The 23,441-nt window shown below is 69.3% G+C and carries 20 protein-coding genes; 6 read left to right on the forward strand and 14 right to left on the reverse strand.

The features are described from left to right. Positions 1-41: 41 nt before the first annotated feature. From ACIA03_RS14995 to ACIA03_RS15005, 3 genes are read right to left on the reverse strand one after another with little or no spacing between them, the layout of a single operon-like run. Entirely contained in the window at positions 42-995 is a 954-nt protein-coding gene (locus ACIA03_RS14995; protein ID WP_396983709.1) for an ABC transporter permease, read from the reverse strand. A gap of 13 nt (positions 996-1,008) precedes the next feature. Next, complete coding sequence (locus ACIA03_RS15000; RefSeq protein WP_396983711.1) at positions 1,009-1,938, reverse strand: ABC transporter permease; 930 nt, start codon at positions 1,936-1,938, stop codon at positions 1,009-1,011. A 31-nt stretch (positions 1,939-1,969) separates the two neighbouring features. Next, on the reverse strand, positions 1,970-3,523 hold the full coding sequence (locus ACIA03_RS15005; RefSeq protein ID WP_396983713.1) for an ABC transporter substrate-binding protein: 1,554 nt from the start codon (positions 3,521-3,523) through the stop codon (positions 1,970-1,972). 211 nt (positions 3,524-3,734) lie between these two features. On the opposite strand from ACIA03_RS15005, the gene kdgD reads away from it, so the two are divergent. Further along, complete coding sequence (gene kdgD, locus ACIA03_RS15010; protein WP_396983715.1) at positions 3,735-4,649, forward strand: 5-dehydro-4-deoxyglucarate dehydratase; 915 nt, start codon at positions 3,735-3,737, stop codon at positions 4,647-4,649. Between the two features lie 26 nt (positions 4,650-4,675). Further along, entirely contained in the window at positions 4,676-5,650 is a 975-nt protein-coding gene (locus tag ACIA03_RS15015) for a 2-hydroxyacid dehydrogenase (RefSeq protein ID WP_396983717.1), read from the forward strand. On the opposite strand, the gene ACIA03_RS15020 is transcribed toward ACIA03_RS15015, so the two are convergent. The 4 genes from ACIA03_RS15020 to ACIA03_RS15035 all read right to left on the reverse strand — a co-directional run bounded on the left by ACIA03_RS15020 (position 5,601) and on the right by ACIA03_RS15035 (position 11,788). After that, complete coding sequence (locus ACIA03_RS15020) at positions 5,601-6,893, reverse strand: hemolysin family protein (RefSeq protein ID WP_396983719.1); 1,293 nt, start codon at positions 6,891-6,893, stop codon at positions 5,601-5,603. The genes ACIA03_RS15015 and ACIA03_RS15020 overlap by 50 nt on opposite strands. Positions 6,894-6,982: 89 nt before the next feature. Beyond that, positions 6,983-9,292: an FdhF/YdeP family oxidoreductase gene (locus tag ACIA03_RS15025; protein WP_396983721.1), complete on the reverse strand. Its 2,310-nt coding sequence runs from the start codon at positions 9,290-9,292 to the stop codon at positions 6,983-6,985. A 43-nt stretch (positions 9,293-9,335) separates the two neighbouring features. Beyond that, positions 9,336-11,114: a BCCT family transporter gene (locus tag ACIA03_RS15030; RefSeq protein WP_396983723.1), complete on the reverse strand. Its 1,779-nt coding sequence runs from the start codon at positions 11,112-11,114 to the stop codon at positions 9,336-9,338. Positions 11,115-11,260: 146 nt separating this feature from the next. Further along, a complete protein-coding gene (locus ACIA03_RS15035; RefSeq protein WP_396983725.1) occupies positions 11,261-11,788 on the reverse strand; it encodes a RidA family protein in 528 nt (175 codons plus the stop codon). A gap of 58 nt (positions 11,789-11,846) precedes the next feature. Here ACIA03_RS15035 and ACIA03_RS15040 point away from each other — a divergent pair, with 58 nt between their 5' ends. From ACIA03_RS15040 to ACIA03_RS15050, 3 genes are all read left to right on the forward strand, one after another. Continuing rightward, a complete protein-coding gene (locus ACIA03_RS15040) occupies positions 11,847-12,440 on the forward strand; it encodes an anthranilate synthase component II (protein ID WP_396983727.1) in 594 nt (197 codons plus the stop codon). After that, positions 12,437-13,684: an anthranilate synthase component I family protein gene (locus tag ACIA03_RS15045; protein WP_396983729.1), complete on the forward strand. Its 1,248-nt coding sequence runs from the start codon at positions 12,437-12,439 to the stop codon at positions 13,682-13,684. The genes ACIA03_RS15040 and ACIA03_RS15045 overlap by 4 nt, the downstream gene beginning before the upstream one ends. Before the next feature lie 61 nt (positions 13,685-13,745). Then, positions 13,746-14,420, forward strand: coding sequence for a GntR family transcriptional regulator (locus ACIA03_RS15050; RefSeq protein ID WP_396983731.1), 675 nt, complete (start codon positions 13,746-13,748; stop codon positions 14,418-14,420). 60 nt (positions 14,421-14,480) lie between these two features. Here the strand turns inward: ACIA03_RS15050 and ACIA03_RS15055 are convergent, their stop codons facing one another. The 3 genes from ACIA03_RS15055 to ACIA03_RS15065 all read right to left on the reverse strand — a co-directional run bounded on the left by ACIA03_RS15055 (position 14,481) and on the right by ACIA03_RS15065 (position 17,961). After that, positions 14,481-15,647, reverse strand: a complete 1,167-nt coding sequence (locus ACIA03_RS15055; protein ID WP_396983734.1) for an FAD-binding oxidoreductase — start codon at positions 15,645-15,647, stop codon at positions 14,481-14,483. 19 nt (positions 15,648-15,666) lie between these two features. Further along, positions 15,667-16,914, reverse strand: coding sequence for an SRPBCC family protein (locus ACIA03_RS15060; RefSeq protein WP_396983736.1), 1,248 nt, complete (start codon positions 16,912-16,914; stop codon positions 15,667-15,669). A gap of 264 nt (positions 16,915-17,178) precedes the next feature. Continuing rightward, complete coding sequence (locus ACIA03_RS15065) at positions 17,179-17,961, reverse strand: IclR family transcriptional regulator (RefSeq protein ID WP_396983738.1); 783 nt, start codon at positions 17,959-17,961, stop codon at positions 17,179-17,181. A gap of 239 nt (positions 17,962-18,200) precedes the next feature. Between ACIA03_RS15065 and fdhA the strand changes: the two genes are divergently transcribed. Then, positions 18,201-19,412 (forward strand): formaldehyde dehydrogenase, glutathione-independent, encoded by a 1,212-nt coding sequence (gene fdhA / locus ACIA03_RS15070; protein ID WP_396983740.1) that lies wholly within the window; start codon positions 18,201-18,203, stop codon positions 19,410-19,412. Positions 19,413-19,501: 89 nt separating this feature from the next. Here the strand turns inward: fdhA and ACIA03_RS15075 are convergent, their stop codons facing one another. From ACIA03_RS15075 to ACIA03_RS15090, 4 genes are read right to left on the reverse strand one after another with little or no spacing between them, the layout of a single operon-like run. Further along, a complete protein-coding gene (locus ACIA03_RS15075; RefSeq protein WP_396983742.1) occupies positions 19,502-20,827 on the reverse strand; it encodes a bifunctional folylpolyglutamate synthase/dihydrofolate synthase in 1,326 nt (441 codons plus the stop codon). Next, a complete protein-coding gene (locus tag ACIA03_RS15080) occupies positions 20,824-21,678 on the reverse strand; it encodes a methylenetetrahydrofolate reductase (RefSeq protein ID WP_396983744.1) in 855 nt (284 codons plus the stop codon). The genes ACIA03_RS15075 and ACIA03_RS15080 overlap by 4 nt, the downstream gene beginning before the upstream one ends. Beyond that, entirely contained in the window at positions 21,675-22,535 is an 861-nt protein-coding gene (folP, locus tag ACIA03_RS15085) for a dihydropteroate synthase (RefSeq protein WP_396983746.1), read from the reverse strand. Before folP ends, ACIA03_RS15080 begins: the two co-directional genes overlap by 4 nt. Continuing rightward, entirely contained in the window at positions 22,532-23,419 is an 888-nt protein-coding gene (locus ACIA03_RS15090; protein ID WP_396983749.1) for a bifunctional methylenetetrahydrofolate dehydrogenase/methenyltetrahydrofolate cyclohydrolase, read from the reverse strand. Before ACIA03_RS15090 ends, folP begins: the two co-directional genes overlap by 4 nt. Positions 23,420-23,441: the final 22 nt, after the last annotated feature.

Genomic DNA, 23,441 nt, shown 5'->3' on the forward strand with positions numbered 1-23,441 from the left:
GTCGACGTCGAGGGCGACGGCCTCATCGGTCAGAGTGCTGGTCACTGGGCGTCCTCCGTAACGGTCGGGGTGGCGCGTCGGCGCTGCCGGCGCGGGACGGTCAGCCGCCACCGCTGCGCGGGGTCGGTGGCCAGCCGCACCCAGGCGGCGAGCACCGCGGCGGACACCGTCGCGATCACGATGGCCAGGCCCGGGAAGAAGGAGAGCCACCAGGCGGTCTGCAGGTAGTTCTGGCCCTGGGCGACCATGAGGCCCCAGCTGACGTCGGGAGCCTGGATGCCGATGCCGAGGAAGCTCAGCGACGACTCGGCCAGCATGACGTAGCAGAAGTCGAGCGTCGCGACCGTCAGCAGCGTCGGCAGCACGATCGGGAAGACGTGCCGGCGGATGATGGCGAAGCTCCCCGCCCCGAACGTACGGGCCGCGTCGACGAAGACCCGGCTCTGCAGCTCGGCCGACTCCGCCCGCGCGGTGCGCAGGTAGATCGGGATGCGGGTGATCGCCAGCACGATGACGATGTTGGTCGGGCTCGGCGAGTAGACGTAGAGCACGACGACCGCCATCAGCAGCGACGGGAAGCTCAGGATCACGTCGGCGATCCGCATGACCACGGTCTCGCGCCAGCCACGGTGGTAACCCGCCCACATGCCGATCACCGAGCCGACGACCAGCGAGATCAGCACCGCAGGGATGGCGACGCCGAGGGTCGTGCGGGTCGCGACGATGATCCGGGCCAGGATGCTGCGGCCGAGCGAGTCGGTGCCCAGCACGTAGAGCCAGCCGTCGAGCTCGAGCGGTGCCCGGTTGCCTCGGGTGAGGTCCTGGGCGTTGGCCTCGCTGCCGATCAGGGCCGGCCCGAAGACCGCGACCAGCAGGATGACGCAGAGGATCAAGGCGGCCACGGTCGCGACCTTGTCGCGCAGCAGCATCCGCCAGTAGCTCACCGTGCCGGAGCGGCTCGGGGCTTCGACGGAGTCGGTGGTGGTGGAGCTCATCGGTTCTCCTCTCTCACACCATCGCCTTGTCGCGCACACGGGCGTCGAGCAGGGCGTAGCAGATGTCGATGGCGATGTTGAGCAGGAAGATCGTCACCGCGGTGAGCAGCACGGCCGCCTGCAGGATGGCGAAGTCGCGGCCGGTGATCGAGTCGATCATCAGCTTGCCGATGCCGGGCCAGCCGAAGATCGACTCCACCACCACGGCGCCGTTGACCAGACCGACCGCCAGGTCGCCGGCCACGGTCAGCGCCGGGGCGGCGGCGTTGCGCAGGGCGTGGTGCGCGACGACCCGGCGGCTGTCGGCACCCTTGCTGCGCGCCAGCCGGACGTACGGCGCCGACAGGGCCGCCACCATCGCGCCCCGCACCACCTGGGTGAGCACGCCGACGGGGCGCAGCAGCAGCGTCGCGATCGGCAGCACCCAGGACAGCAGCCCGGCGTCGACGCCCGAGGTCGGCAGCACGCCGAGCATCACGGCGAAGACCCAGACACCCATGATGGCCAGCCAGAAGTCGGGCACGCTCGCGGCGGTCATCGAGAGGAACGACGCGAACCGGTCGGCCAGCGAGTTCGGACGGTACGCCGCCCACGAGCCGATCACGACGGCGAGGAGAACCGCGATCACCATGGTCGTGATCGCCAGCTGAAGCGTTGCCGGGAAGGCCCGCAACGCCATCGCGGCCGCGGACTCACCCGTGCTCAGCGAGGTGCCGAAGTCGAGGTGCAGGATGCCCTGGAGGTAGTCGACCAGCTGCCGCCAGACCGGCAGGTCGAGGCCGTTGGCGGTGCGGAAGGTCTCCTTCTGGGCCTCGGTGGCGTTCTCCGGCAGGTAGAGACTGGCCGGGTCGCCGGTGAGGCGGGCCAGGAAGAACACCCCGAGCAGCACCACGACGAGCGGCAGCAGCGAGGTGAGGGCTCGCTTGCGCAGGAACGTCAGCATCCGTGACCTCCCGGGTGAGTCGCGGCCGGAGTCACTTGGCCGGCTTCATCTCGGTCACGCGCATCTCGTCGCCGGTGGCCGAGTTCGGCTTGTACTCGACCCTGTCCGACTCGCCGATGATCCCGGTCATGTGCGCGATGTAGGCGAACTGCGAGACCTTCTCCGGCTCGTCGGCGAAGATGCCCGCGAACGCGCCCTGGCGGTCCTCGCCCTCGGCCTTGTCGGCGGCCGCGATCTGGGCGTCGAACTCCGGCGTACCGAACGTCGACTGGGCGCCGTCGCTGAGCATGTACTGGTCGACGGAGAACTGCGCGTCACCGGCCTGGTTGCCGTGCTGGACGAGGATGATGTACGGCCCGGTGTTCTTCGGGAACGGGCGCGACTGGTACTCGATCGACGCGGCGGTGTCCATCATCTCGATGGAGACGTTGAGGCCGATGTCCTCGAGCGCCTTCTGCACGACCTCGACGGTCTCGCCGACCTTGGGGAAGAGGCCGTTGCGGGAGATCAGCCGGATCTTGGTGTCGGTCGGCACTCCGTCGGCCTTCGCCTCGGCGATGAGGGACTTGGCCTTCTCCGGGTCATAGGGCCATGCCTCGAGGTCGGAGTTGTGCCCGACGACGCCCTCCGGCACCAGCTGGGAGGCGACCTCGGCGTAGCCGTCGAAGAGGCTGTCGACGATGGACTCGCGGTCGATCGCGTAGTTGATCGCCTGCCGCACCCGGATGTCGTCGAGCGGGGCGTACGTCCCTGTCGAGCGCAGCGCGGTCGTCTCGTTGTTCGGGTAGCGGACCGCGGCGTCGCCGGAGATGTCCTCGGGCGCGAGGCCCGTGGCGATGTCGGCCTCGTCGTTGGTGATCATCGCGGCGCGTACGCTGCCCTCCTCACGCCACTGGTACTCCGCCTTCTTGAAGGCGGGAGCCTCGCCCCAGTAGGTGTCGTTGACCGCGAGGGTCAGCTTGGTGCCGTTCTGCCAGTCCTCGATCTTGTAGGGGCCGGTGCCGATCGGCTCGCGCACCTTGGCGGTGTCGCTCGTCGACGCGGGCACGACCTCGATGAAGGAGAGGCGCAGCGGAAGGATCGGGTCGGCCTCGGCGGTGGTCACCTCGAGGTGGGTGGCGTCGACGGCCTTGGCCTCGACGGCTTCGTCACCGAAGACGTAGCCCTCGACGTTGCAGCCGAACGTGCCGTTGACCGCGCGGTCGATGGAGTGCGCGGCGGCCTCGGCGTCGAAGGCGGAGCCGTCGGAGAACTTCACCCCCTCGCGGAGGGTGAAGGTCCAGGTGGTCGGCGCGGTCTGCTCCCACTCGGTGGCGAGCAGCGGCTGGAGCTCACCGGAGGCGGGGTCGCGCTCGACCAGCGGCTCGGTGATGTTGGAGCGCACGACGACGCCCGTCGAGGTCAGGTTCGCGTCGCAGGGTTCGAGGGTCGGCGGCTCCTGCGGGAGCACGATCCGGACCGTGTCACCGGCGGCGCCGGCGCTGTCGGAGTTGGCGACACCGCACGCCGAGAGGGTGAGCGAGACAGCCAGGAGCGCGGCGCTTGCGAGGCCGCAGCGGGAGCGCATCGAGGGACGAAAGTTCATGCGACTGTTCCTCCAGTCGATCGGCGACATCTACATATGTGGACGTCGTTGTCATTCGTGGATGAACCGTACGAGCGGAATTTGTGTGACGTCAAGCACGTCACCCGATGCCCATGGGGCATCGAGCGATGCCCTGACGATGTTGGACGCGTATCACCATCGCTGCCTAGCCTCGGGATCCCCGACGCCGTCGAACCCCTGAGGAGACCCCATGGGCCGCTACACCCCCACCGAGCTCCGGGACGCCCTCGGCACCGGCCTGCTGTCGTTCCCGGTGACGCACGCGACTGCCGACTACGCCTTCGACGAGGACGGCTACCGCGCTCACCTCCAGCACCTGGGAGCCTTCGACGTCGCCGGTCTCTTCGCGGCCGGCGGCACCGGCGAGTTCTTCTCGCTGACCCACGACGAGGTGTCCCGGGTCCTGCGGGCCACCGTCGAGGAGAGCGGCGACCGCACCCCCGTGATGGGCGCGGCGGGCTACGGCACCTCCCAGGCCGTCGCGATGACGCAGCGCGCCGAGACGGACGGCGCCGACGGCATCCTGCTGCTGCCGCCCTACCTCACCGAGCTCCCCGGTCGCGGCCTGTACGAGCACGTCGCCCGGGTCTGCTCCGCCACCTCGCTCGGCGTGATCGTCTACCACCGCGCCAACGCCCGCTACGACGCCGACACGATCGTCCGTCTCGCAGAGGAGTTCCCGAACCTCATCGGCTTCAAGGACGGCGTCTGCGACATCGACCTGCTGGCCACGCTCAACGCCCGCCTCGGTGACCGGCTGGTCTACGTCGGCGGACTGCCGACGGCCGAGACGTACGCCCTCCCCTACCTCGAGCTCGGCGTCAGCACCTACTCCTCGGCGATCTTCAACTTCGCGCCGCAGTGGGCGGTCGAGTTCTACGACGCCGTGCGCAACCGCGACCGTGACGAGGTGCTCGCCCGGATCCGTGACTTCGTCGTCCCCTACATCGCGATCCGCGACCAGGGCGCCGGCTACGGCGTCTCCATCGTCAAGGCCGGGCTGACCGCGGCCGGCCGCCCGGCCGGTCCGGTACGTCCCCCGCTGACCGACCTCACCGAGCCGGAGCTGGCGGAGCTGACCGCCCTCGTCAAGACCGTCGTCTGACGGCCAACCCAACGACAGGAGAACCCGTGACCCGCCGCATCCTCCAGGTAGGACCGCTCAAGCCGTCGCTGGCCGCCACCCTCACCGACCGCTACGACGCCCTGGTGCTGCCCGACGACGACACCCGCGCCGCGTTCCTCGCCGAGCACGGCCCTTCGATCGGTGCCGTGGTGACCACCGGCCGCACCGGCGTACCGGGCGAGCTGATGGCACAGCTGCCCGCGCTCGGCGCCGTCATCAACTTCGGTGTCGGCTACGACACCACCGACGTCGACACCGCCGCCGAGCGAGGCGTACTGGTCTCCAACACCCCCGACGTGCTGACCGACTGCGTGGCCGACACCGCGCTCGGCCTGGCCCTCGACACCTTGCGCCGCCTCAGCGCCGCCGACCGGTTCGTACGCCGCGGCGACTGGCCGCAGGCCGGCAACTTCCCGCTGACCCGCAAGCTCTCGGGCAAGCGGGTGGGCATCCTGGGTCTGGGCCGGATCGGCCAGGCGATCGCGACCCGCTTCGAGGCGTTCGGCTGCCCGATCACCTACCACTCCCGCCGCGAGGTCCCCGGCGCCCCCTACGCCTACGCCGCCTCCCCCGCCGAGCTCGCCGCCGACGTCGACATCCTGGTGCTCGCCACCTCCGGCGGCAGCGGTACGCAGCATCTCGTCGATCGCAAGGTGCTCGAGGCGCTGGGTCCCGACGGCTATCTCGTCAACATCGCGCGGGGCTCGGTGGTCGATCAGGACGCGCTGGTCGAGCTGCTGGTCGAGGGCGGCATCGCCGGCGCCGGCCTCGACGTCTACACCGATGAGCCCAAGGTCCCCGACGAGCTGATTGCCCTCGACAACGTGGTGCTCCTCCCGCACCTGGCCAGCGGCACCGTCGAGACCCGTGCCGCCATGGAGCAGCTGACCCTCGACAACCTCGACCGCTGGCTGGCCGACGGCACCGTCCTCACTCCGGTGCCGGAGGTGTCGCCTCGGGGCGCAGCGCGATCTCGGTGACCCGGTTGCCGTTCCGAGCAGCGACCTCCAAGGTGCCGCCCGGAACGGCCAGCGCCTCCCCGACCTGCGGGATGTGCCCCAGCCGGGAGATGAGATAGCCGGCGACGGTCTCGTACACGCCGTCCTCGAGCTCGATGCCGGTGGCGTCCGCGAAGTCCTCGATGGTCATCGCGCCGTCGATCCGGGACGGGTCACCGTGGTCGCGGATGCGGGCCTCACCGTGGTCGTACTCGTCACGGATGTCGCCGATCATCTCCTCGACGAGGTCCTCGAGGGTCACGATGCCGTCGGTGCCGCCGTACTCGTCGACCACCATCGCCAGGTGGGTGCCGCCCTCGCGCATCGTGGCGACCGACGGGATCACCCGCTTGCTCCCGGGCAGCGTGAGCACCGGACGGCAGACGTCGCGGATCGTGCGCTGATCGGTCGCGACGACACCGAGCAGGTCGCGTACGTGCAGGAAGCCGAGGATGTCGTCGAAGCCCTCCCCGGTGACCGGGTAGCGGGAGTAGGGGAGGTCGCGCACGGTCTCGGCGGCGACCGGAAGCGGCATCGAGGCGGGCATGAAGGTGACGTCGCCGCGCGGGCGCATCACCTCCTTCAGCGTCGTCTCGGTGGTGGCGAACACGTCATGGAGGATCCGGCGCTCCTCCTCCTCGAGGTCCTGGTTGGTGGAGACCATCTCGCGCAGCTCCTCCTCCGAGACCTGCTCGGCCGAGGCCTTCGGGTCACCACCGAGCAACCTCACCACGGCATCGGTGGAGACCGAGAGCAGCCAGATCACCGGCCGCATGACGCTGGCGAACCCGTCCAGCACGGGAGCGACCGCCAGCGAGATCCCGGCGGCCTTCTGCAGCGCCAGCCGCTTGGGCACGAGCTCGCCCAGGACCAGGGAGAGGTAGGCGATGAACAGGGTCAGCACGATCAGCGCCGTGGTCGCGGCGAGCGCCTCGCCCAGGCCGAGGCGCTCCAGGTAGGGCGCGACGTCGGGCGCGATCGCCGACCCGCCGTAGGCCGCGGAGAGGAACCCGGCGACGGTCACGCCGATCTGCACCGCGGCCAGAAAGCGGTTGGGGTCGCGGGCGACCTCCGCCACCCGCGCCCCGCGTGGACCCTTGCGCTCCAGAGCGGTCAGCTGGCTCTCACGCAGCGACACCAACGCCAGCTCGGTCGCGGCGAAGACACCGCCGACCAGCACGAAGACCAGCACCAGCCCGAGACTGAGGAATGTCTGGCTGTCCATCAGGCCCGCTCACCCCTCGTGACGATCCGGGATGAGCGGTTGGAACTTCGTGGCCTCTTCACAGGTACGAATCTACAACCGGTAGCGCGTCAGTCCGACTCCGCTCCGGCGAGCTCCAGACGGACCACGACCCCCTTCGAGGTCGGGGTGTTGCTGCCCTCGGCGACGCTGTCGAGCGGCACCAGGACGTTGGTCTCCGGATAGTACGCAGCGGCCGAGCCCCGGCTCGCCGGATAGGCGACCAGGGTGAACCCGGGCGCCCGCCGTTCGACGCCGTCCTCCCAGACCCCGACGATGTCGACACGATCGCCGTCGGCGAGCCCCAGCTCGTCGATGTCGGCCGGGTTGACCATCACCACGCGACGGGCATGGTGGATGCCGCGGTAGCGGTCGTCCATGGCGTACGGGATGGTGTTCCACTGGTCGTGGGAGCGCAGGGTCTGCAGGATCAGATGGCCCGGCGGGGACTCCAGCCAGGTCAGGTCGTTGCGCGTGAAGACCGCCTTGCCGCTCGGCGTGCGGTAGACGCCGGAGTTGACCGGGTTGGGGAGGACGAACCCGTTAGGATCCTTGATCCGCCGGTTGAACTCCTCGAACCCCGGCACCACCCGGGCGATCCGGTCGCGGACGCGGCCATAGTCGGCCTCGAAGTCCGCCCAGCGGATGCCGTAGCGGTCACCGATCGTGGCCTTCGCCAGACGGGAGACGATCGCGACCTCGCTGAGCAGGCTCTCCGAGGCGGGCGCGAGCTTGCCACGGGTGGCGTGCACCGAGCTCATCGAGTCCTCGACGGTCACGAACTGCTCGCCGGTGGCCTGGACGTCGACGTCGCTGCGGCCCAGGGTGGGGAGGATCAGCGCCGTCTCGCCGACCACCGTGTGGGAGCGGTTGAGCTTGGTGGAGACCTGCACCGTCAACCTGCAGCTCCGCAGCGCGGCCTCGGCGACGTCGCTGTCCGAGATCGCCCGGACGAAGTTGCCGGCGACCCCCATGAAGACCTTCGCCCTCCCGTCCCGCATCGCCCGGACGCCGTCGACCGAGTCGTACCCGTGCTTGCGCGGCGGGTCGAACCCGAACTCGGCGCCGAGCGCGTCGAGGAAGGAGTCGGGCATCTTCTCCCAGATGCCCATCGTCCGGTCGCCCTGCACGTTGGAGTGGCCCCGGACCGGGCACACTCCCGCCCCGGGCTTGCCGATGTTGCCCCGGAGCATGAGGAAGTTGACCACCTCCCGGATCGTCGGCACCCCGTGCTTGTGCTGGGTCAGCCCCATCGCCCAGCAGACGATGACCGAGCGGCTGGCCAGCACCTGCTCGTGGACCGCCTCGATCTCCTCGCGGGTCAGCCCTGTGGCCTCGAGCACCGTCTCCCAGGTGATCGTGCGGGCCTGCTCGGCGAAGGCGTAGAACCCGGTCGTGTACTCGGCGATGTACTCCCAGTCGAGCACACCGCCGCCGGCGGACCGGTCGGCGTCGAGCAGAAGCCGGTTGAGCATCTGGAACAGCGCGAGATCACCGCCGGGGCGGATCTGCAGGAACCGATCCGCGATCTGGGTGCCCCGGCCCACCACTCCACGGGCCTTCTGCGGGTTCTTGAACCGCATCAGACCCGCCTCGGGCAGCGTGTTCACCGCGATCACCTTGCCACCGCGCTGCTTGGTCTCCTCCAGCGCGGACAGCATCCGCGGGTGGTTCGTGCCCGGGTTCTGGCCGACCACGAACACCAGGTCCGCGTTGTAGATGTCCTCGAGCTGGACGCTGCCCTTGCCGATCCCCAGGGTCTCGTTGAGCGCCGTGCCACTGGACTCGTGACACATGTTCGAGCAGTCGGGGAGGTTGTTGGTGCCGAACGCGCGGGCGAAGAGCTGGAGCAGGAACGCGGCCTCGTTGTTGAGCCTGCCCGAGACGTAGAACATCGCCTCGTCGGGAGAGTCCAGTCCGTTGAGCTCCTCGGCGATGGTCGCGAACGCGTCCTCCCAGCTGATCGGCTCGTAGTGCGTCGCCCCGGGTCGCTTGACCATCGGCTCGGTCAGCCGGCCCTGCTGGTTGAGCCAGTAGTCCGACTTCCCGTCCAGCTCCGCGACCGGGTGACGCGCGAAGAACTCACGCGTCACCCGGCGCGACGTCGCCTCGTCGGCGATGTGCTTGGCGCCGTTCTCGCAGTACTCGTTCCGGTGCCGGTGGCCCGGCTCCGGCCACGCGCACCCCGGGCAGTCGATCCCGCCGGCCTGGTTGAGGTTCAACAAGGTCAACGCCGTACGCCGCACCGAAGTCTGCGTCAACGAATACTCGAGCGCCTTCCGCACCGCCGGCACACCGGCGGCCCAGGTCTTGGGCTCGGTGACGCCGAGCGCGTCCACCGGATCTTCCACGGAGTACGCGCCCTCCGCGTCTCGCTTCACCACACCGCTTCCTTCGCGACTCGTGCCTGCTGACCGAGCTGGACTAGCTGGCTTCCTCGTCCTCGACCAATTCGTCGCCGGCCGGTTCGTCGGCGGGCGCATCGGGATCACGAGACACCTTGATGACGAAGTCGTCACCGTGCTCGGAGACACCGTAGACGACGGCCTGCTCGACGGCCCTGGAGGCGTACTGGGCACGCACCACCAGCGGGTCCTCCCGGAGGTCCTTCACCAGGGATACGCACAACGCGATCATGACCACGACGAACGGAACCGCCGCGATGATGGTGATGGTCTGCAGGCCGCTCAACGCGTCGGAGCCCCCGACCAGGAGCATCACGGCGGCGACCGCACCGGTTGCGACACCCCAGAAGATCACCGTCGGCTTGCCCGGTTCGATGGAGCCTCGCTCGGAGAGCGTGGCCATGACGATCGAGGCCGCGTCCGCGCCCGAGACGAAGAAGAGGGCAACCAGGATCATCACCACGACACTCGCCACCGTGGCGAGCGGGAAGGACTCCAGCGTGGTGAACAGCTGGGTCTCCACACCACCCGCGCCGGCGATGTCCACGCCCTTCTGCTGCAGGTCGATGGCCGCGCCACCGAAGACGGCGAACCAGACGAGGCTCACCAGCGACGGTACGAGGAGCACACCGGTCACGAACTGGCGAATGGTGCGACCGCGCGAGATCCGCGCGATGAACATGCCGACGAACGGCGTCCAGGAGAGCCACCACGCCCAGTAGAAGACCGTCCAGCCGGACAGCCAGGCGGCGGTCTCGGATCCCTCGGCCGACGTACGCGCCGACATCATCGCAACCTCCTGGAAGTAGCTTCCGACGGTTGTCGGGACCAGGCTGAGGATGAACACGGTCGGACCGACCAGGAAGACGAACAGGGCGAGTCCGACGGCGAGCACCATGTTGATGTTCGAGAGCCACTGGATCCCCTTGGCCACACCCGAGACCGCCGAGAAGACGAACGCGACCGTGAGCACGGCGATGATGACGACCAGGATGCCGTTGCCCATCTTGCCGATCCCGCCGACGATCTCGAGGCCGCTGCGGATCTGAAGTGCGCCCAGGCCGAGCGAAGCGGCCGAGCCGAAGAGCGTCGCGAAGATCGCCAGCATGTCGATGACCTTGCCGCCGGCGCCGTGCGCGTGACGCCCGAGGAGGGGCTCGAAGACCGAGCTGATGAGCAGGCCGCGGCCCTTGCGGAAGACGCTGTAGGCGATCGCGAGACCGACCAGGGCGTAGATCGCCCACGGGTGGATGCCCCAGTGGAAGAGGGTCGTGGCCATGGCCGTCTGGATCTTCTCGGCATCACCATCGCCGACGGCGCCCGGCGGAGGTGTGATGTAGTGGCTGATCGGCTCGCTGACGCCGTAGAAGATCAGTCCGATCCCCATGCCGGCGCTGAACATCATGGTGATCCACGAGACCGTACGGAACTCGGGCTCCTCGCCGTCCCTGCCGAGCGGGATGTTCCCGAACTTGCCGAAGGCGAGCCACAGCACGAAGCCGACGAAGGTCGACGCCGCGGTGACGAAGAGCCAGCCCAGGTTGGTCATCACCCAGGACAGCGACGTCCCCGAGACCGACGCCAGCGAGTCCGTGCTGACGAATCCCCATACCAGGAAGCCGATCGCGATGACCGCAGTGACCCCGAAGACGACGCGGTCAAGACCCCCGGCGTCCTTGGCCGTCTCCGCCGGCGGACAGTCGAGGGCTGGATGGGTCGGGCTGCCGTTCTCGCTGGCGGACCTGTGGCGCGGCGACGCTACTGGTGAAAGCTCTCCGCTACCTGCAGATGATCTCATGACGCACTCCGATCGAGGGCTCTTGGGATGAGCAGCATCTGTCGGTGCCACATGGGGCTCCGGGCGGCGGCACTTCGGTGGGGCGCTACCCGTCCAGACGCTGATATATTAGTTACCTTATATGTGATGCATCACACTGACAAGGGTCAGATCTCAACGACGAGCTCGAGCTCGACCGGTGCATCCAGAGGCAGGGCCGAGACGCCGACCGCGGAGCGCGCGTGCCGCCCCGCGTCGCCGAACACCCTGCCGAGAAGCTCCGAGGCGCCGTTGGCGACGAGGGCCTGGTCGGTGAAGAGCGCCCCCGAGGCGACATAGACCACGACCTTGATGACCCGCTTCACCTGTCCGAGGTCACCGATCTCGGACCTGATCGCAGCCAGTGCGTTGAGCACGCACCATTGCGCGCAGGCCTGACCGTCGGCGACACCGAGCGTGTCGCCCACCCTGCCCGTGGCGAGAAGCTCGCCCTGCCGGATCGGCAACTGCCCCGAGGTGAAGACGAACGCCCCCGACCGAACCGCAGGAACGTGGGCCGCAGCCGGCGGCACGACCTCACGCACGGGCAGGCCGAGCTCGGCCAGCACGACGGCCACGGCGTCCGGGGCCGGCACCGCAGTGCTCGATCTGCGCGGACTCAGCAGCCGCACCACCCGGTTCGCACGCTCGGTCATGCCGGGACCCTATCACTGATATACTAGTTGTCGACAGTGCTCGTCAGGGAGGTGGCCAGTGACACACACCGTTCGCCCTCGGGTCGTCGTCGTCGACCACCACGACTCCTACACCTGGAACCTCGTGCATCTGATCGCCGGCGTCACCGGGGCGCTCCCGACCGTGGTCCAGCACGACGCGACGACGGCGGCCCATGTCCTCGGGTTCGACCACGTCGTCCTCTCCCCCGGCCCCGGACATCCGGCGGATCCCGCCGACTTCGCCGTCGGCGGCGAGGTGCTGCGGGCCGGGACGGTCCCGGTGCTCGGCGTGTGTCTCGGCATGCAGGGCGTCGTGACCACCTACGGAGGGCGGGTCGACCGGATCCCACCCGCGCACGGCGACGTGGCGCGGGTCCGGCACCGCGGCGACACGCTGTTCACCGGCGTACCGTCCTCGTTCTCGGCCGTGCGCTATCACTCGCTCGCCGCGACGAGCATCCCGTCCGAGCTCCAGGTCATCGCCGAGACGGACGGAGATGGCGGCGAGCCGGTGGTGATGGCCGTACGCCACCGATCACTGCCTCAGGTCGGCGTGCAGTTCCATCCCGAGTCGATCCTGAGCGAGCACGGGGCAGCTCTGGTCGCGAACTTCCTCTCGGCGACGACATGACTCCCGAGGAGCGGTTCGCCGAGATGGCGAGCACCCACCCACGCTGCTTCTGGCTGGACGCCGGCCCAGGACCCGGGCCCGCGCCGCGCTCGATCATGGGAGCGCTGCGCGACGACGACGTCTCCCTCACCTACGACGCCACCCGCGGCGAGGTCCTCCGACATCGCAGCGCCGACGTCAGCCCGGTCGGCACCGACATCTTCAGCGTCCTCGAGGACGAGCTGGCCCGTACGCCGCCGGACGAGATCTGGGTCGGCTGGTTCGGCTACGGGTGCCGCCCGGACCTCCCGGCCAGGACGAGCGACGCCGGCGATCCCGCGATGCCCGACGCGGTCTGGATGCGGACCCGGCACACGACCACCTTCGACCGATCGCCCGCACCAGCGGGCAGCAGCATCCGACACCGGCCGGTGGCCGCCGGTGACGCCCCGGCCGCCTATGCACGAGCCTTCGACCAGGTGCAGCGAGAGCTGCGGGCCGGCAACACCTACGAGGTGAACCTGACGCACCGGATCCAGGTGCGGGACGAGGTCGACCCGGCCGTCGCGTACCTGCGCCTGCGCGAGCTCAACCCCGCCCCCTACGCCGGCTTCGTCCAGCATCACGGCATGCGGCTGCTGAGCTCCTCGCCCGAGCGGTACGCCACGATCGACCGGGATCGCGTGATCGAGACCCGGCCGATCAAGGGCACCACCCCGCGCGGGACGTGCCCGGACGAGGACGAGGAGCTGCGCCGGGAGCTGGCGTCGAACCCCCGGTTCCGCGCCGAGAACCTGATGATCGTCGACCTCCTCCGCAATGACCTGGCGATAGTGTGCGACCCCGGCTCGGTGACGGTCCCGTCGCTGATGGCGGTCGAGTCCTACGCCTCGGTCCACCAGCTCGTGACGACCGTGCGCGGCCGGTTGCGCGACGGCGTCACCGGCATCGAGGCCCTGCGCGCCCTCTTCCCCGCCGGCTCGATGACCGGCGCACCGAAGCTCCGGACCATGGAGATCATCCGAAGCGTCGAGACCACCCCGCGCGGGGTCTACTCCGGTGCCTTCGGATGGATCGCGCCCGACGGCCGGGCGGATCTCGGTGTCGTGATCAGGAGCCTCACCACGACGGGCGACGGCACCTGGGAGCTCGGCACCGGAGGCGGGATCACCGTGCACTCGACCGCGCAGGACGAGTACGCCGAGGCGGGCTGGAAGGCCGAGCGGTTGCTGCAGGTGTTCGGCACACCATTACCCGGCGACTGATGTATCAGTCTAGGATGGTAAAAAGCACACCGGCCGGAACGGACAAGTGGGGCACGACGCAATGACGGTTGACGAGATCCTGGCAACGACGGCGACTCCCCCCGCCGGCTCGCTCGCCGAGCAGGCCTACCAGTACATCCGCGAGCGCCTGGTGATGCTCGACATCCGGCCGGGAGCGCCGATCAACGACGGCCAGATCGCCGCGGCCATCGGCATGGGCCGAACCCCTGTCCGCGAGGCGATCAAGCGCCTCGAGGCCGACCACCTGGTCCACTCCTTCCCGCGCCGCGGCACCTTCGCGACGACGATCGACGCCACCGAGCTCACCGCGATCGCCGAGATCCGGCGCCAGCTCGCGCCGTACGCCTCACGCATGGCCGCGGAGCGCGCAACGGCCGAACAGCGCGAGCAGATGCGCACCCTCGCGGCCCAGATCGGCGAGGGCAAGCTCGGCGACGGGGACCGCACCTCGCTGATGCAGGTCGACAAGGCCGCTCACGGCCTGATCTACCGGTCGAGCGGCAACGCCCACCTCGAGGACATCTTGATCAGGTACGACAACCTGGCCATCAGGATCTGGTGGATGGTGATCGACCGGCTCCCCGACCTGGCCCACCACGTCGTCGAGCAGGCCCAGCTCCTCACCGTCGTGGCGGACGGCGACGCCGACCGCGCCGAGAAGCTCACCCTCGAACACATCGGCAGCTTCGAGCGCGAGATCCGTCAGGTCCTTTGACACCCGGGTGGCTGCCAGGTCTGCGACCTGACAGCCACCGGTGCCGCGTACGGCTTGAACTCAGCAGTCCAGCTGGATGTCACCCAGCGGCTTGGAGCAGCAGATCAGCACCTTCTGGTTGGCGACCTCCTTGGGCCGGATGCCGCCGTTGTGCTTCATGTCGACCTCACCGGAGAGCATCGACACCTTGCAGGTGCCGCACATGCCCTGGCCGCAGGCGGACATCGGCCGCATGCCGGCGGCGATCGCTGCCTCCAGGATGGTCTCGTCCGGACCACAGGTGATCATCTTCCCGCTGCGCGCGAACTCGATCGAGAACCCGGCCGCGGCCTCGCCGTCGGCGTCCTGCTCGACCGGCGGCGCGGCCGTCGGAGAAGGCACCTCGGGAGCGCCGAAGTCGAAGCTCTCCTCGTGGTACTTGTCCATGTCGTAGTCGAGCTCTTCGAGCAGCGACTTCGCCGCGGCCATGTAGCCCGCGGGACCGCAGATGAACGTCTCCCGCTCGTTGAGGTCGGGCGCCAGGATCTCGAGGACCGGCTTGGAGATGCGTCCCTGCAACCCCATCCAGCGCTCGGTGGGGGCATCGCCCTCACAGATCTCCACCACCCGGAGGTTGGGCATCAGGCGTGCCATCGCCTCCAGCTCGCCGCGGTAGATGATGTCGGCCGGCGTACGCGCACTGTGGACGAAGAGGATGTCCGCCTCCGACCCGAGGTCGTACAGCGTGCGCGTCATCGAGAGCACCGGGGTGATCCCGCTGCCCGCGGAGAGGAACAGATACTTCGGCGCGTCCTCCTCGGGCAGGACGAACGCACCGGCCGGCGCGTGCATCGAGATCCAGGCCCCGGGCTCGAGGTTGTCGTGGAGCCAGTTCGACACGATGCCGTCGGGGACCCGCTTGACCGTGATGGCCAGTCGGTCGGGCCTGGTCGGCGGCGAGGCGATCGTGTAGCAGCGGGTCATCAGCTCGCCGTCGATCTCGACGCGGATGGTGATGAACTGGCCCGCCTCGAAGTCGAAGGGACGCCGGTCGGGGGTCGTGAAGACGAAGGTCTTCACGTCATGGGTGACCGCGAGCACCTGGCTGCACACCAGGTCCATCACGTCGCTCTCGGCCCAGCAGGGCTCGAGCGACCGCCGGCTGCGGACGGCCGCCGGGCGGCCGTTCTGCAGACCGAACGAGTTGGGCTCCGACACCTCGGGGATGTCGGTCTCCATGATGGTCATGTCTCCTCCCGAGCTCCGGCTAGGCGTTGGCTTGGACGCGTTGGACATACCAGGTGATGAATGCATCGACCTCACCCTCGACCTCTGAGTACGGACCAGGTACGTAGCCCGGGTCCGTCACGCCTCGCTGGGTGCCCTCGACCAGGACCCGGTCCTGGTCGTTGGTGGCACGCCAGACGGAGGTGAGCGACTCGACCGAGTAGTCGACCCCTTCGACGGCCTCCGGGTTGACCAGCCAGGTCGTGCGGACCAGCGTCCGGTCGACCGCGAGCGGGATCACCGAGAAGACGACAGCGTGGTCGCCGAGGAAGTGGAACCACGAGTTGGGCTGCATGTGCAGCGAGAGGTCACCGAACCGCGGGTCCTCGATGGAACCCATCAGCTTCGCGCACAGCTGCTGCCCGTCGGGGCCGAAGGAGGCACCCGCGCCGTCGAGCGGAAGGTGGGAGATCTGGAACCCCGTCGCCTTGCCTTGCAGCTGGCACAGATCCCCGTTCGGGAAGCCGATCACCTCGCGGGCCTTCTCCAGCTCGGCCTGCGCCTCCTGGTAGCGCTCGAAGACCTGCTGCAGACGCGGCGGCACGTCCTCGGCCTCGTAGCGGCTGATCGGGAAGTACGCCGTGAGCAGCTCGGGGTGGGAGGCGTCGCAGTGGTGGCACTCGCGGTTGTTCTCCATCACCAGCTTCCAGTTGCCCTCCTCGACGATGTCGGTCTGGTGGGCGATCTTCGCCGAGGCCAGGTCGTAGGGCTTCAGGTAGGGCTCGATGAGCTGGCTGACCTCGTCGAAGTCGGCCGGCGGCTCGTCGGCCAGGCAGAGGAAGACCAGCCCGCCGACCGCGCGCACGTTGACCGGCTTGAGCCCGAACTTGTCGTACTCGAAGGTGTCCGGCTGGGACTCGGCGAAGATCAGGCTGCCGTCGACCCGGTAGGTCCACTGGTGGTAGGGACACACGATGTTACCGATCGAGCCGCAGCCCGACCCGAGCAGTCGAGACCCGCGGTGACGGCACACGTTCCGGAAGGCGCGGACGTTCTCGTCGTCGTCACGGACCACGATCACGGAGTGGGGTCCCAGATCGACGGTGACGTAGTCACCGGGGTCCGGGATCTCGGCCTCGGCGACAGCGAAGATCCAGTGTCGGCCGAAGATGACGTCGAGGTCCTGCTCGTAGATCTCCGAGCTCGTGTAGAAAGGCGCCTCCAGGCCGTAGCCGGAAGCTCGCCCGTCCGCCAGGGACGCCAGATCAGGCGTCGGTTCGGTGCTCATTCGCGTCACGTTGATGTCTCCCACGCTCAAACCGGGCAGGTTCCGGGTTCAGATACGGCGGTCCGCCAGACGGCGGGTTGTTTCACTCTGCACAACTACTGCGTAGCGCGAAACGATTCTGCCGCGCGATTCCAGACGCTGTCAACGAATTCATCTGGATTCGCTCGCAGGATTTACATGCGCGTCACGACGTACGCGAAGGGCCCGCATGCACCAGGCATGCGGGCCCATTCGGCGTGCCGATCCACGGCACGACAGAGGCGGTCACTCGGCCTTGGGGAAGCCGTTCCGTTCGGAGATCGCCGCGGCGGCCGCGAGCACGTGCTCGGCCAGCTCGGGCGCCTTCTCGGCGGTGATGCGGAAGGACGGACCGGAGGCCACCACGGCAGCGATCACCCCGCCGCCCAGCGAACGGATCGGCGCCGCCACCCCGGTCAGGCCGATCTCGTGCTCGTCGACCGAGAAGGCGTATCCCAGCTCCCTGACCTCGGCGAGCTGCTCCTCGAGCCTCTCCGGGTCGACGACGGTCTTCTCGGTGTAGCGCTCGAGGCCACCCTCGAGGATCTTCCGACGCTCCTCGGCCGGCATGGTCGCCAGGAAGACCTTGCCGGACGCGGTCGTGTGCAAGGGGCTCCGCTGTCCGACCCAGTTCACCGACGTGATCTCGGCGCTCCCGATCACCTGGTCGATCGTGATCGCCTCCGCACCGTCGTTGATGACGATGTTGACGGTCTCGCCGACCGCATCGGCAAGCGCCATGCAGATCGGCCGACTGGTGACGGAGATGTCGTGCTTGCGGGTCGCGCCGGCAGCCAGCTGGATGACGCCGTAGCCGAGCTGATAGTGCCCGCGAGTCGAGTTCTGCTCCACCAGCCCACGGGCCTCGAGCGTCGCCAGCAACCGGAAGACCGTGGACTTGTGCACCCCCAGCTCCTCGGCGATCGGCGTGACGCCGATGGCCCCCCGACGGGCGAGCACCTGGAGGATGGAGATGGCTCGGTCAACTGAGTGAACGGTCGTGCTCCGTGTTTCGCTCGTGTTGCTCATGCTGAAACAGTATGCCTCCCTTGCAGATTTTGCTTTCAGCCACCCATCGCCGCGCAGGCGCCGCGCGCGGCCCGGGCACCGCCTCTGGAGCCCCGGAAATCGATCGGACAAGGGTCTTGATGCCGATGCCGCCAACGGTCTAGTTTGTTTCATATAGCGCTTTTGTTTCGCTATGAGAAACACCCTGCAAACCCGAGTACGCCGGACGCCCCCATCCGGGGGCAGGAAGAAGAGACGCCATGGCAGACAACAGAGTCGTCGTCTACAAGGGGCCGGGCGAGGTGGCCGTCGAGTCCATCGAGTACCCGAAGCTGGAGCTCCCCCAGGAGGTCGCCAGCGGCCTGGGCATCAAGCGCGCCGCGCCGCACGCGGTGATCCTCAAGCTCGTGACCAGCAACATCTGCGGCAGCGACCAGCACATGGTCCGCGGCCGGACGACCGCAGCCATCGGTCAGACGCTCGGCCACGAGATCACCGGCGAGATCGTCGAGATCGGCGACGACGTCCTCTTCCACGAGGTGGGAGACATCTGCTCGGTCCCGTTCAACATCGCCTGCGGCCGTTGTCGGATGTGCAACGAGGGCAAGACCGGCATCTGCCTCAACGTGAACCCGGCACGGGCCGGCGCGGCGTACGGCTACGTCGACATGGGCGGCTGGATCGGTGGCCAGGCGGAATACGTCATGGTGCCGTTCGCCGACTTCAACCTGCTGAAGTTCCCCGACCGGGACCAGGCGCTGGAGAAGATCCTCGACCTGACGATGCTCTCCGACATCTTCCCGACCGGCTACCACGGTGCCTACACCGCGGGCGTCACCACCGGTTCGACCGTGTACGTGGCAGGTGCCGGCCCGGTCGGGCTCGCCGCGGCGTACTCGGCTCAACTGCTCGGCGCCGCGACCGTCATCGTCGGCGACATGAACGCGGACCGGCTCAAGCAGGCCGCCAGCTTCGGCTGCGCGACCGCCGACCTGTCCACCGGTGACGCGCTGGCGGACATCATCGCGGACATCGTCGGCGAGCCGGAGGTGGATGCGGCGATCGACGCCGTCGGTTTCGAGGCCCGCGGCCACGGCCGTGACGCCGCCGAGCAGCCCGCGACCGTCCTCAACGACATCATGAACGTCGCCCGGGCGGGCGGCTCGCTCGGCATCCCCGGCCTGTACGTGACCGGCGACCCGGGCGCCGTCGACGACGCCGCCAAGCAGGGGCAGATCGGCGTACGTCTCGGCCTCGGCTGGGCCAAGTCGCACACCTTCGTGACCGGCCAGTGCCCGGTCAAGCAGTACAACCGCCAGCTGATGAACCTGATCCTCGCGGACAAGGCTCACATCGCCGACGCCGTCAACGCGAAGGCGATCAGCCTCGACGAGGCTCCGGAGAGCTACGCCGCGTTCGACCAGGGTGCGGCCACCAAGTACGTCATCGACCCGCACGGCATGGTGCGCTGACGCCACCGGACTGCACGACGGTTCTGCCCCTGGCCACGACGGGCCAGGGGCAGAACCGATTTCACAGCACCGATTTCACAGAACTGATTTCACGGGCCCAACAGGCCGCGTGCCTCTCCCACCGTGACCACGGAGCCGGTGACCAGCACCTGGGCGCCACTGTCCCCGGACAGCGCCGAGGCCGTCCGGATCGCCTCGAGGAGAGCATGGCCGAGATGCCCGACCTCCACGACCCGATCCTCGCCCAGGACGCCTCGCGCCGCGGCGGCGGTGTCCCCGGCCGACAGCGACCGCGGGCTGCTGTTCCGGGTGCAGATCATCGTGGTCACGACGGGCTCGAGCTCGGCGAGCATGCCGGCCAGGTCCTTGTCGCCCATCGCGGCGACCACGGCGACGGTCGGTCGCCGGCCCAGGTCGGCGAGGCCGGCCGCCAGGGCCCGAGCACCGTCGGGGTTGTGGGCGGCGTCGAGGACCACGGCCGGGGTTCCCGGCAGCACCTCCAGCCGCCCGGGCGATCTGGCCGACCCCAGCGCCCGTCGGAGTACGTCCAGCGGGATCGCCCCCTCCAGGAGGGCCTCGACGCTCGCGATCGCGACGGCCGCGTTGTGCGCCTGATGGCGCCCGTGCAGGGAGAGCGGGACCTCGGGGTAATGACTCGCGAGGCCGTCGACCGAGATGATCTGGCCTTCGTCCGAGGCCCGGCGGCCGCTCAGACCGAAGTCGCGGCCCTCGACCACGAGCCTCGCCAGATGCGCGTCGGCGTGGGTCCGGAGGAGCTGCTCGACCTCGGGGGTCTGGCGGGCCGTCACGGCCAGCGCTCCGGGCTTGATGATCCCGGCCTTCTCGGCGGCGATGTCGAGCCTGGTCGGACCCAGCTGGTCGACGTGGTCGAGGCCGATCGGGAGGATCGCGGCGACCGGGGCGTCGATGACGTTGGTCGCGTCCCACATGCCACCCATGCCGACCTCGACCGTCGCCACGTCGATGCCGGCGGCCGAGAACGCCTGGTAGGCCATGGCGACCGTCATCTCGAAGAACGACAGCGGAGTGGGACCTGCCCGGTCCACGGCCTCGGCCGCGGGCAGGACGTCGCGGTAGGCGCGGACGAACGCCTCGGGCGAGATCAGCCGCCCGCCGATGCTGATCCGCTCCCGGATGTCGGCGAGGTGGGGGCTGGTGAACCTGCCGACGCTCGAGCCCAGCTCGAGCAGGATCGCCTCCACCATCCGCGCGGTGCTCGTCTTGCCGTTGGTGCCGGTGATGTGGATCGACCGGTAGCCGCGTTGCGGCTGGCCGAGCACTTCCATCACCGCCCGGATGCGTTCCAGGGAGGGGGCGATCCTGGTCTCCGGCCAACGGGCGAGGAGCCGGCGCTCCACCTCGGTGACGTCGAGGTCGATGGCTGTTTCCGTCACAGCGAGTCACCATCCAGGCGTGCCAGCAGGTCGCGGCGCCAGCTCTCCGTCTCGGCGACCTGGTTGAACGTGAACAGATGCAGGCCTGAGACCGCGGCCTCGGCCCCTTCCAGGCCCGCGGCGGCGCGCATGAGGAACCGCTCCGGCGAGTAGCCGCCCGGGGCGGCGATGCGGGCGAACATCCCCGTGTTCTTGGCGAGGAACCTCGTCGACTCCCCCACCCCGATCTTGGTCGCCATGGCGAGGAGCTTGGCGCGCTCGACCGGACCCGGCAGTCCGACGATGATCGGGGTCGTGACACCGCGGGCACGCACGCGGCGTACCCAGTCGGTGAGAGCGGCGGGATCGAAGGTGAGGTTGCTGACGATCTCGGTGGCGTGGTGGCGCTTGTCCCACATGGCCTGGACCAGGCGGTCGTGGATGATCGTCGGATGCTCCTCCGGATATCCGGCGACGCCGACGTGGCTGAACGGGTCGCCGAGATCGACGAGAGCCTCGAGGAGCTCCAGCGCGCCGGGGAACTCACCCGGCCGCTCCGCGTCGCCGGCGGGCACGAAGACCTTCTCGATGCCGGCGGCCCTCAGCCGGCCGGTGATCTCGGCGAGCTCGGCCCGGCTCGAGACCATGCGCGCGGCGAGGTGGGGCACGACGTCGTAGCCGTGGCCGGCAAGCCGGACGGACAGGTCCACGGTTCGCTCCAGGCCTTTGGCCGGGGAAGCGGTCACCGTGACGGTTCGGCCGGCGGGAAGGGCAGTGGTGACGACCTCCTCGATCGACGCGGTGGGCAGGACCTCGTAGCGGGCGTCGAGCAGCAGCCTGCGTACGGTCGCGGCGGCCGAGCGGCGACTCATCGCCGCCCTGCCCCGGCGCCGACCAGCTCGGCTGCGACCGTGGCCCCGCGCAGCCGCGCGGCCACCCGGGAGGCGGCAGCGGCACCGGAGACCGAGTGCACGCGCACTCCCCAGGCGCCTTCCGCCGCGGCGATGGCCGCGACGGCGTCCGACGCCTCGTCCCGGTCGGCCGGTACGTCCGGTTGCCGTCGTCCGTACGCCGCCGCCTCGGCGAGGAAGCGCTTGCGGGAGGCTCCGACGAGGAGGGGGAAGCCGAGATCTCGCAGCGCCGGGAGGGCCGAGAGCAGCTCCCAGGACTGGGCGGCGGTCTTGGCGAACCCCAGGCCGGGGTCGAGGATGATGCGCTCGGGACGTACGCCGGCGTCGAGTGCGGCCTCGACCCGGCCGCGGAGCTCGGCCCGGACGTCGTCGACGACCGAGTCGTAGAAGCAGAAGTCGTCCATCCGCGTGGAGTGCGCCCGCCAGTGCATGAGTACGCAGGTGACGTCCGCCTCGGCGAGGAAGGGCAGCATCTCGGGGTCGGCGAGCCCGCCGGAGACGTCGTTGACGATGACCGCACCGGCCTCGACCGCTCGCCGGGCGACCGAGGCGCGCATGGTGTCGACCGAGACCGGGACGCCTCCCCGGGCCAGGGCCTCGACGACCGGGGTCACCCGTGCGAGCTCGTCGGCCTCGCTGACCCGCCGGGCACCGGGCCGGGTGGACTCGCCGCCGACGTCGAGGATGTCGGCACCGTCGCGGACGAGCTCGAGGCCCCTGCGTACGGCGGCGTCGACCTCGAGGAACCTGCCGCCGTCGGAGAACGAGTCGGGGGTGACGTTGATGATGCCCATCACCTGACAGCGCTCGGCGGTCATGTCAGCGCCCCTGTGATCGCCTCCCTGACGGCCAGCTGCTGTTCGGCGATCTCGACGATGTTGGTCAGCAGCATCGCGCGGGTCATCGGACCGACGCCACCGGTGGCGCCGGTCATCTTGCCGGCGACGACGTCCACGTTCGGGTCGACGTCGCCCAGGATGCCCTCGATGGTGCGGGTGATCCCGACGGACAGGACCGTGGCGCCGGGGCTGACCCAGTCGGGCTTGACCAGGTGGGCGACGCCCGCGGCGGCGACGATGACGTCCGAGGCCCGGGCATGGGCGGCGACGTCGCGGGTCTCGATGTTGCACAGGGTGACGGTGGCGTGCTCGGTCGGCCGGGTGAGCATGAGCCCGAGCGGCCTGCCGACGGTCAGACCGCAGCCGATGACGCAGAAGCGCTGACCGGTGATCGGCACGTCGTGCTGCCGCAGCAGCTCGATGATCCCGCGCGGCGTGCACGGCAGCGGGGCCGGGGTGCCGAGCACCAGCTTGCCGAGGTTGGTGGGGTGGAGACCGTCGGCATCCTTGTCCGGGTCGATGAGCTCCAGGACCCGGTGGGTGTCGACGTGCGGCGGCAGGGGCAGCTGGACGATGAAACCGGTGCACGTCGGGTCCTCGTTGAGCTGCTGCACCGCGGCCTCGATCTCGGCCTGCGAGGCGCTGGCAGGCAGCTCGATCCGGATCGAGGCGATGCCCACCTCGGCGCAGTCGCGGTGCTTGCCCGCGACGTAGGAGTGGGACCCGGGGTCGTCGCCGACGAGGATGGTGCCGAGACCCGGCTCGATCCCGGCCTCGTTCAGTGCCTTCACCCGCACGGCGAGCCCGGCCTTGAGATCAGCGGCGACGCGCTTGCCGTCGATCCTTGCTGCGGTGGTGGTCATGCACTTCTCCTTCTCGCCCGTG

The sequence above is a fragment of the Nocardioides sp. NPDC051685 genome, from assembly GCF_044453405.1.
GTDB lineage: Bacteria > Actinomycetota > Actinomycetes > Propionibacteriales > Nocardioidaceae > Nocardioides.

Coding starts and splice junctions, on each gene's coding strand:
- ACIA03_RS15035 (WP_396983725.1), bottom strand. CDS start 11,788: ATGACCGAGCGTGCGAACCGGGTGGTGCGGCTGCTGAGTCCGCGCAGA.
- ACIA03_RS15080 (WP_396983744.1), bottom strand. CDS start 21,678: ATGAGTCGCCGCTCGGCCGCCGCGACCGTACGCAGGCTGCTGCTCGAC.
- ACIA03_RS15000 (WP_396983711.1), bottom strand. CDS start 1,938: ATGCTGACGTTCCTGCGCAAGCGAGCCCTCACCTCGCTGCTGCCGCTC.
- ACIA03_RS15045 (WP_396983729.1), top strand. CDS start 12,437: ATGACTCCCGAGGAGCGGTTCGCCGAGATGGCGAGCACCCACCCACGC.
- ACIA03_RS15090 (WP_396983749.1), bottom strand. CDS start 23,419: ATGACCACCACCGCAGCAAGGATCGACGGCAAGCGCGTCGCCGCTGAT.
- ACIA03_RS15065 (WP_396983738.1), bottom strand. CDS start 17,961: ATGAGCAACACGAGCGAAACACGGAGCACGACCGTTCACTCAGTTGAC.
- ACIA03_RS15020 (WP_396983719.1), bottom strand. CDS start 6,893: ATGGACAGCCAGACATTCCTCAGTCTCGGGCTGGTGCTGGTCTTCGTG.
- fdhA (WP_396983740.1), top strand. CDS start 18,201: ATGGCAGACAACAGAGTCGTCGTCTACAAGGGGCCGGGCGAGGTGGCC.
- ACIA03_RS15050 (WP_396983731.1), top strand. CDS start 13,746: ATGACGGTTGACGAGATCCTGGCAACGACGGCGACTCCCCCCGCCGGC.
- ACIA03_RS15005 (WP_396983713.1), bottom strand. CDS start 3,523: ATGAACTTTCGTCCCTCGATGCGCTCCCGCTGCGGCCTCGCAAGCGCC.
- ACIA03_RS15030 (WP_396983723.1), bottom strand. CDS start 11,114: ATGAGATCATCTGCAGGTAGCGGAGAGCTTTCACCAGTAGCGTCGCCG.
- ACIA03_RS15055 (WP_396983734.1), bottom strand. CDS start 15,647: ATGACCATCATGGAGACCGACATCCCCGAGGTGTCGGAGCCCAACTCG.
- ACIA03_RS15060 (WP_396983736.1), bottom strand. CDS start 16,914: ATGAGCACCGAACCGACGCCTGATCTGGCGTCCCTGGCGGACGGGCGA.
- ACIA03_RS14995 (WP_396983709.1), bottom strand. CDS start 995: ATGAGCTCCACCACCACCGACTCCGTCGAAGCCCCGAGCCGCTCCGGC.
- kdgD (WP_396983715.1), top strand. CDS start 3,735: ATGGGCCGCTACACCCCCACCGAGCTCCGGGACGCCCTCGGCACCGGC.
- folP (WP_396983746.1), bottom strand. CDS start 22,535: ATGACCGCCGAGCGCTGTCAGGTGATGGGCATCATCAACGTCACCCCC.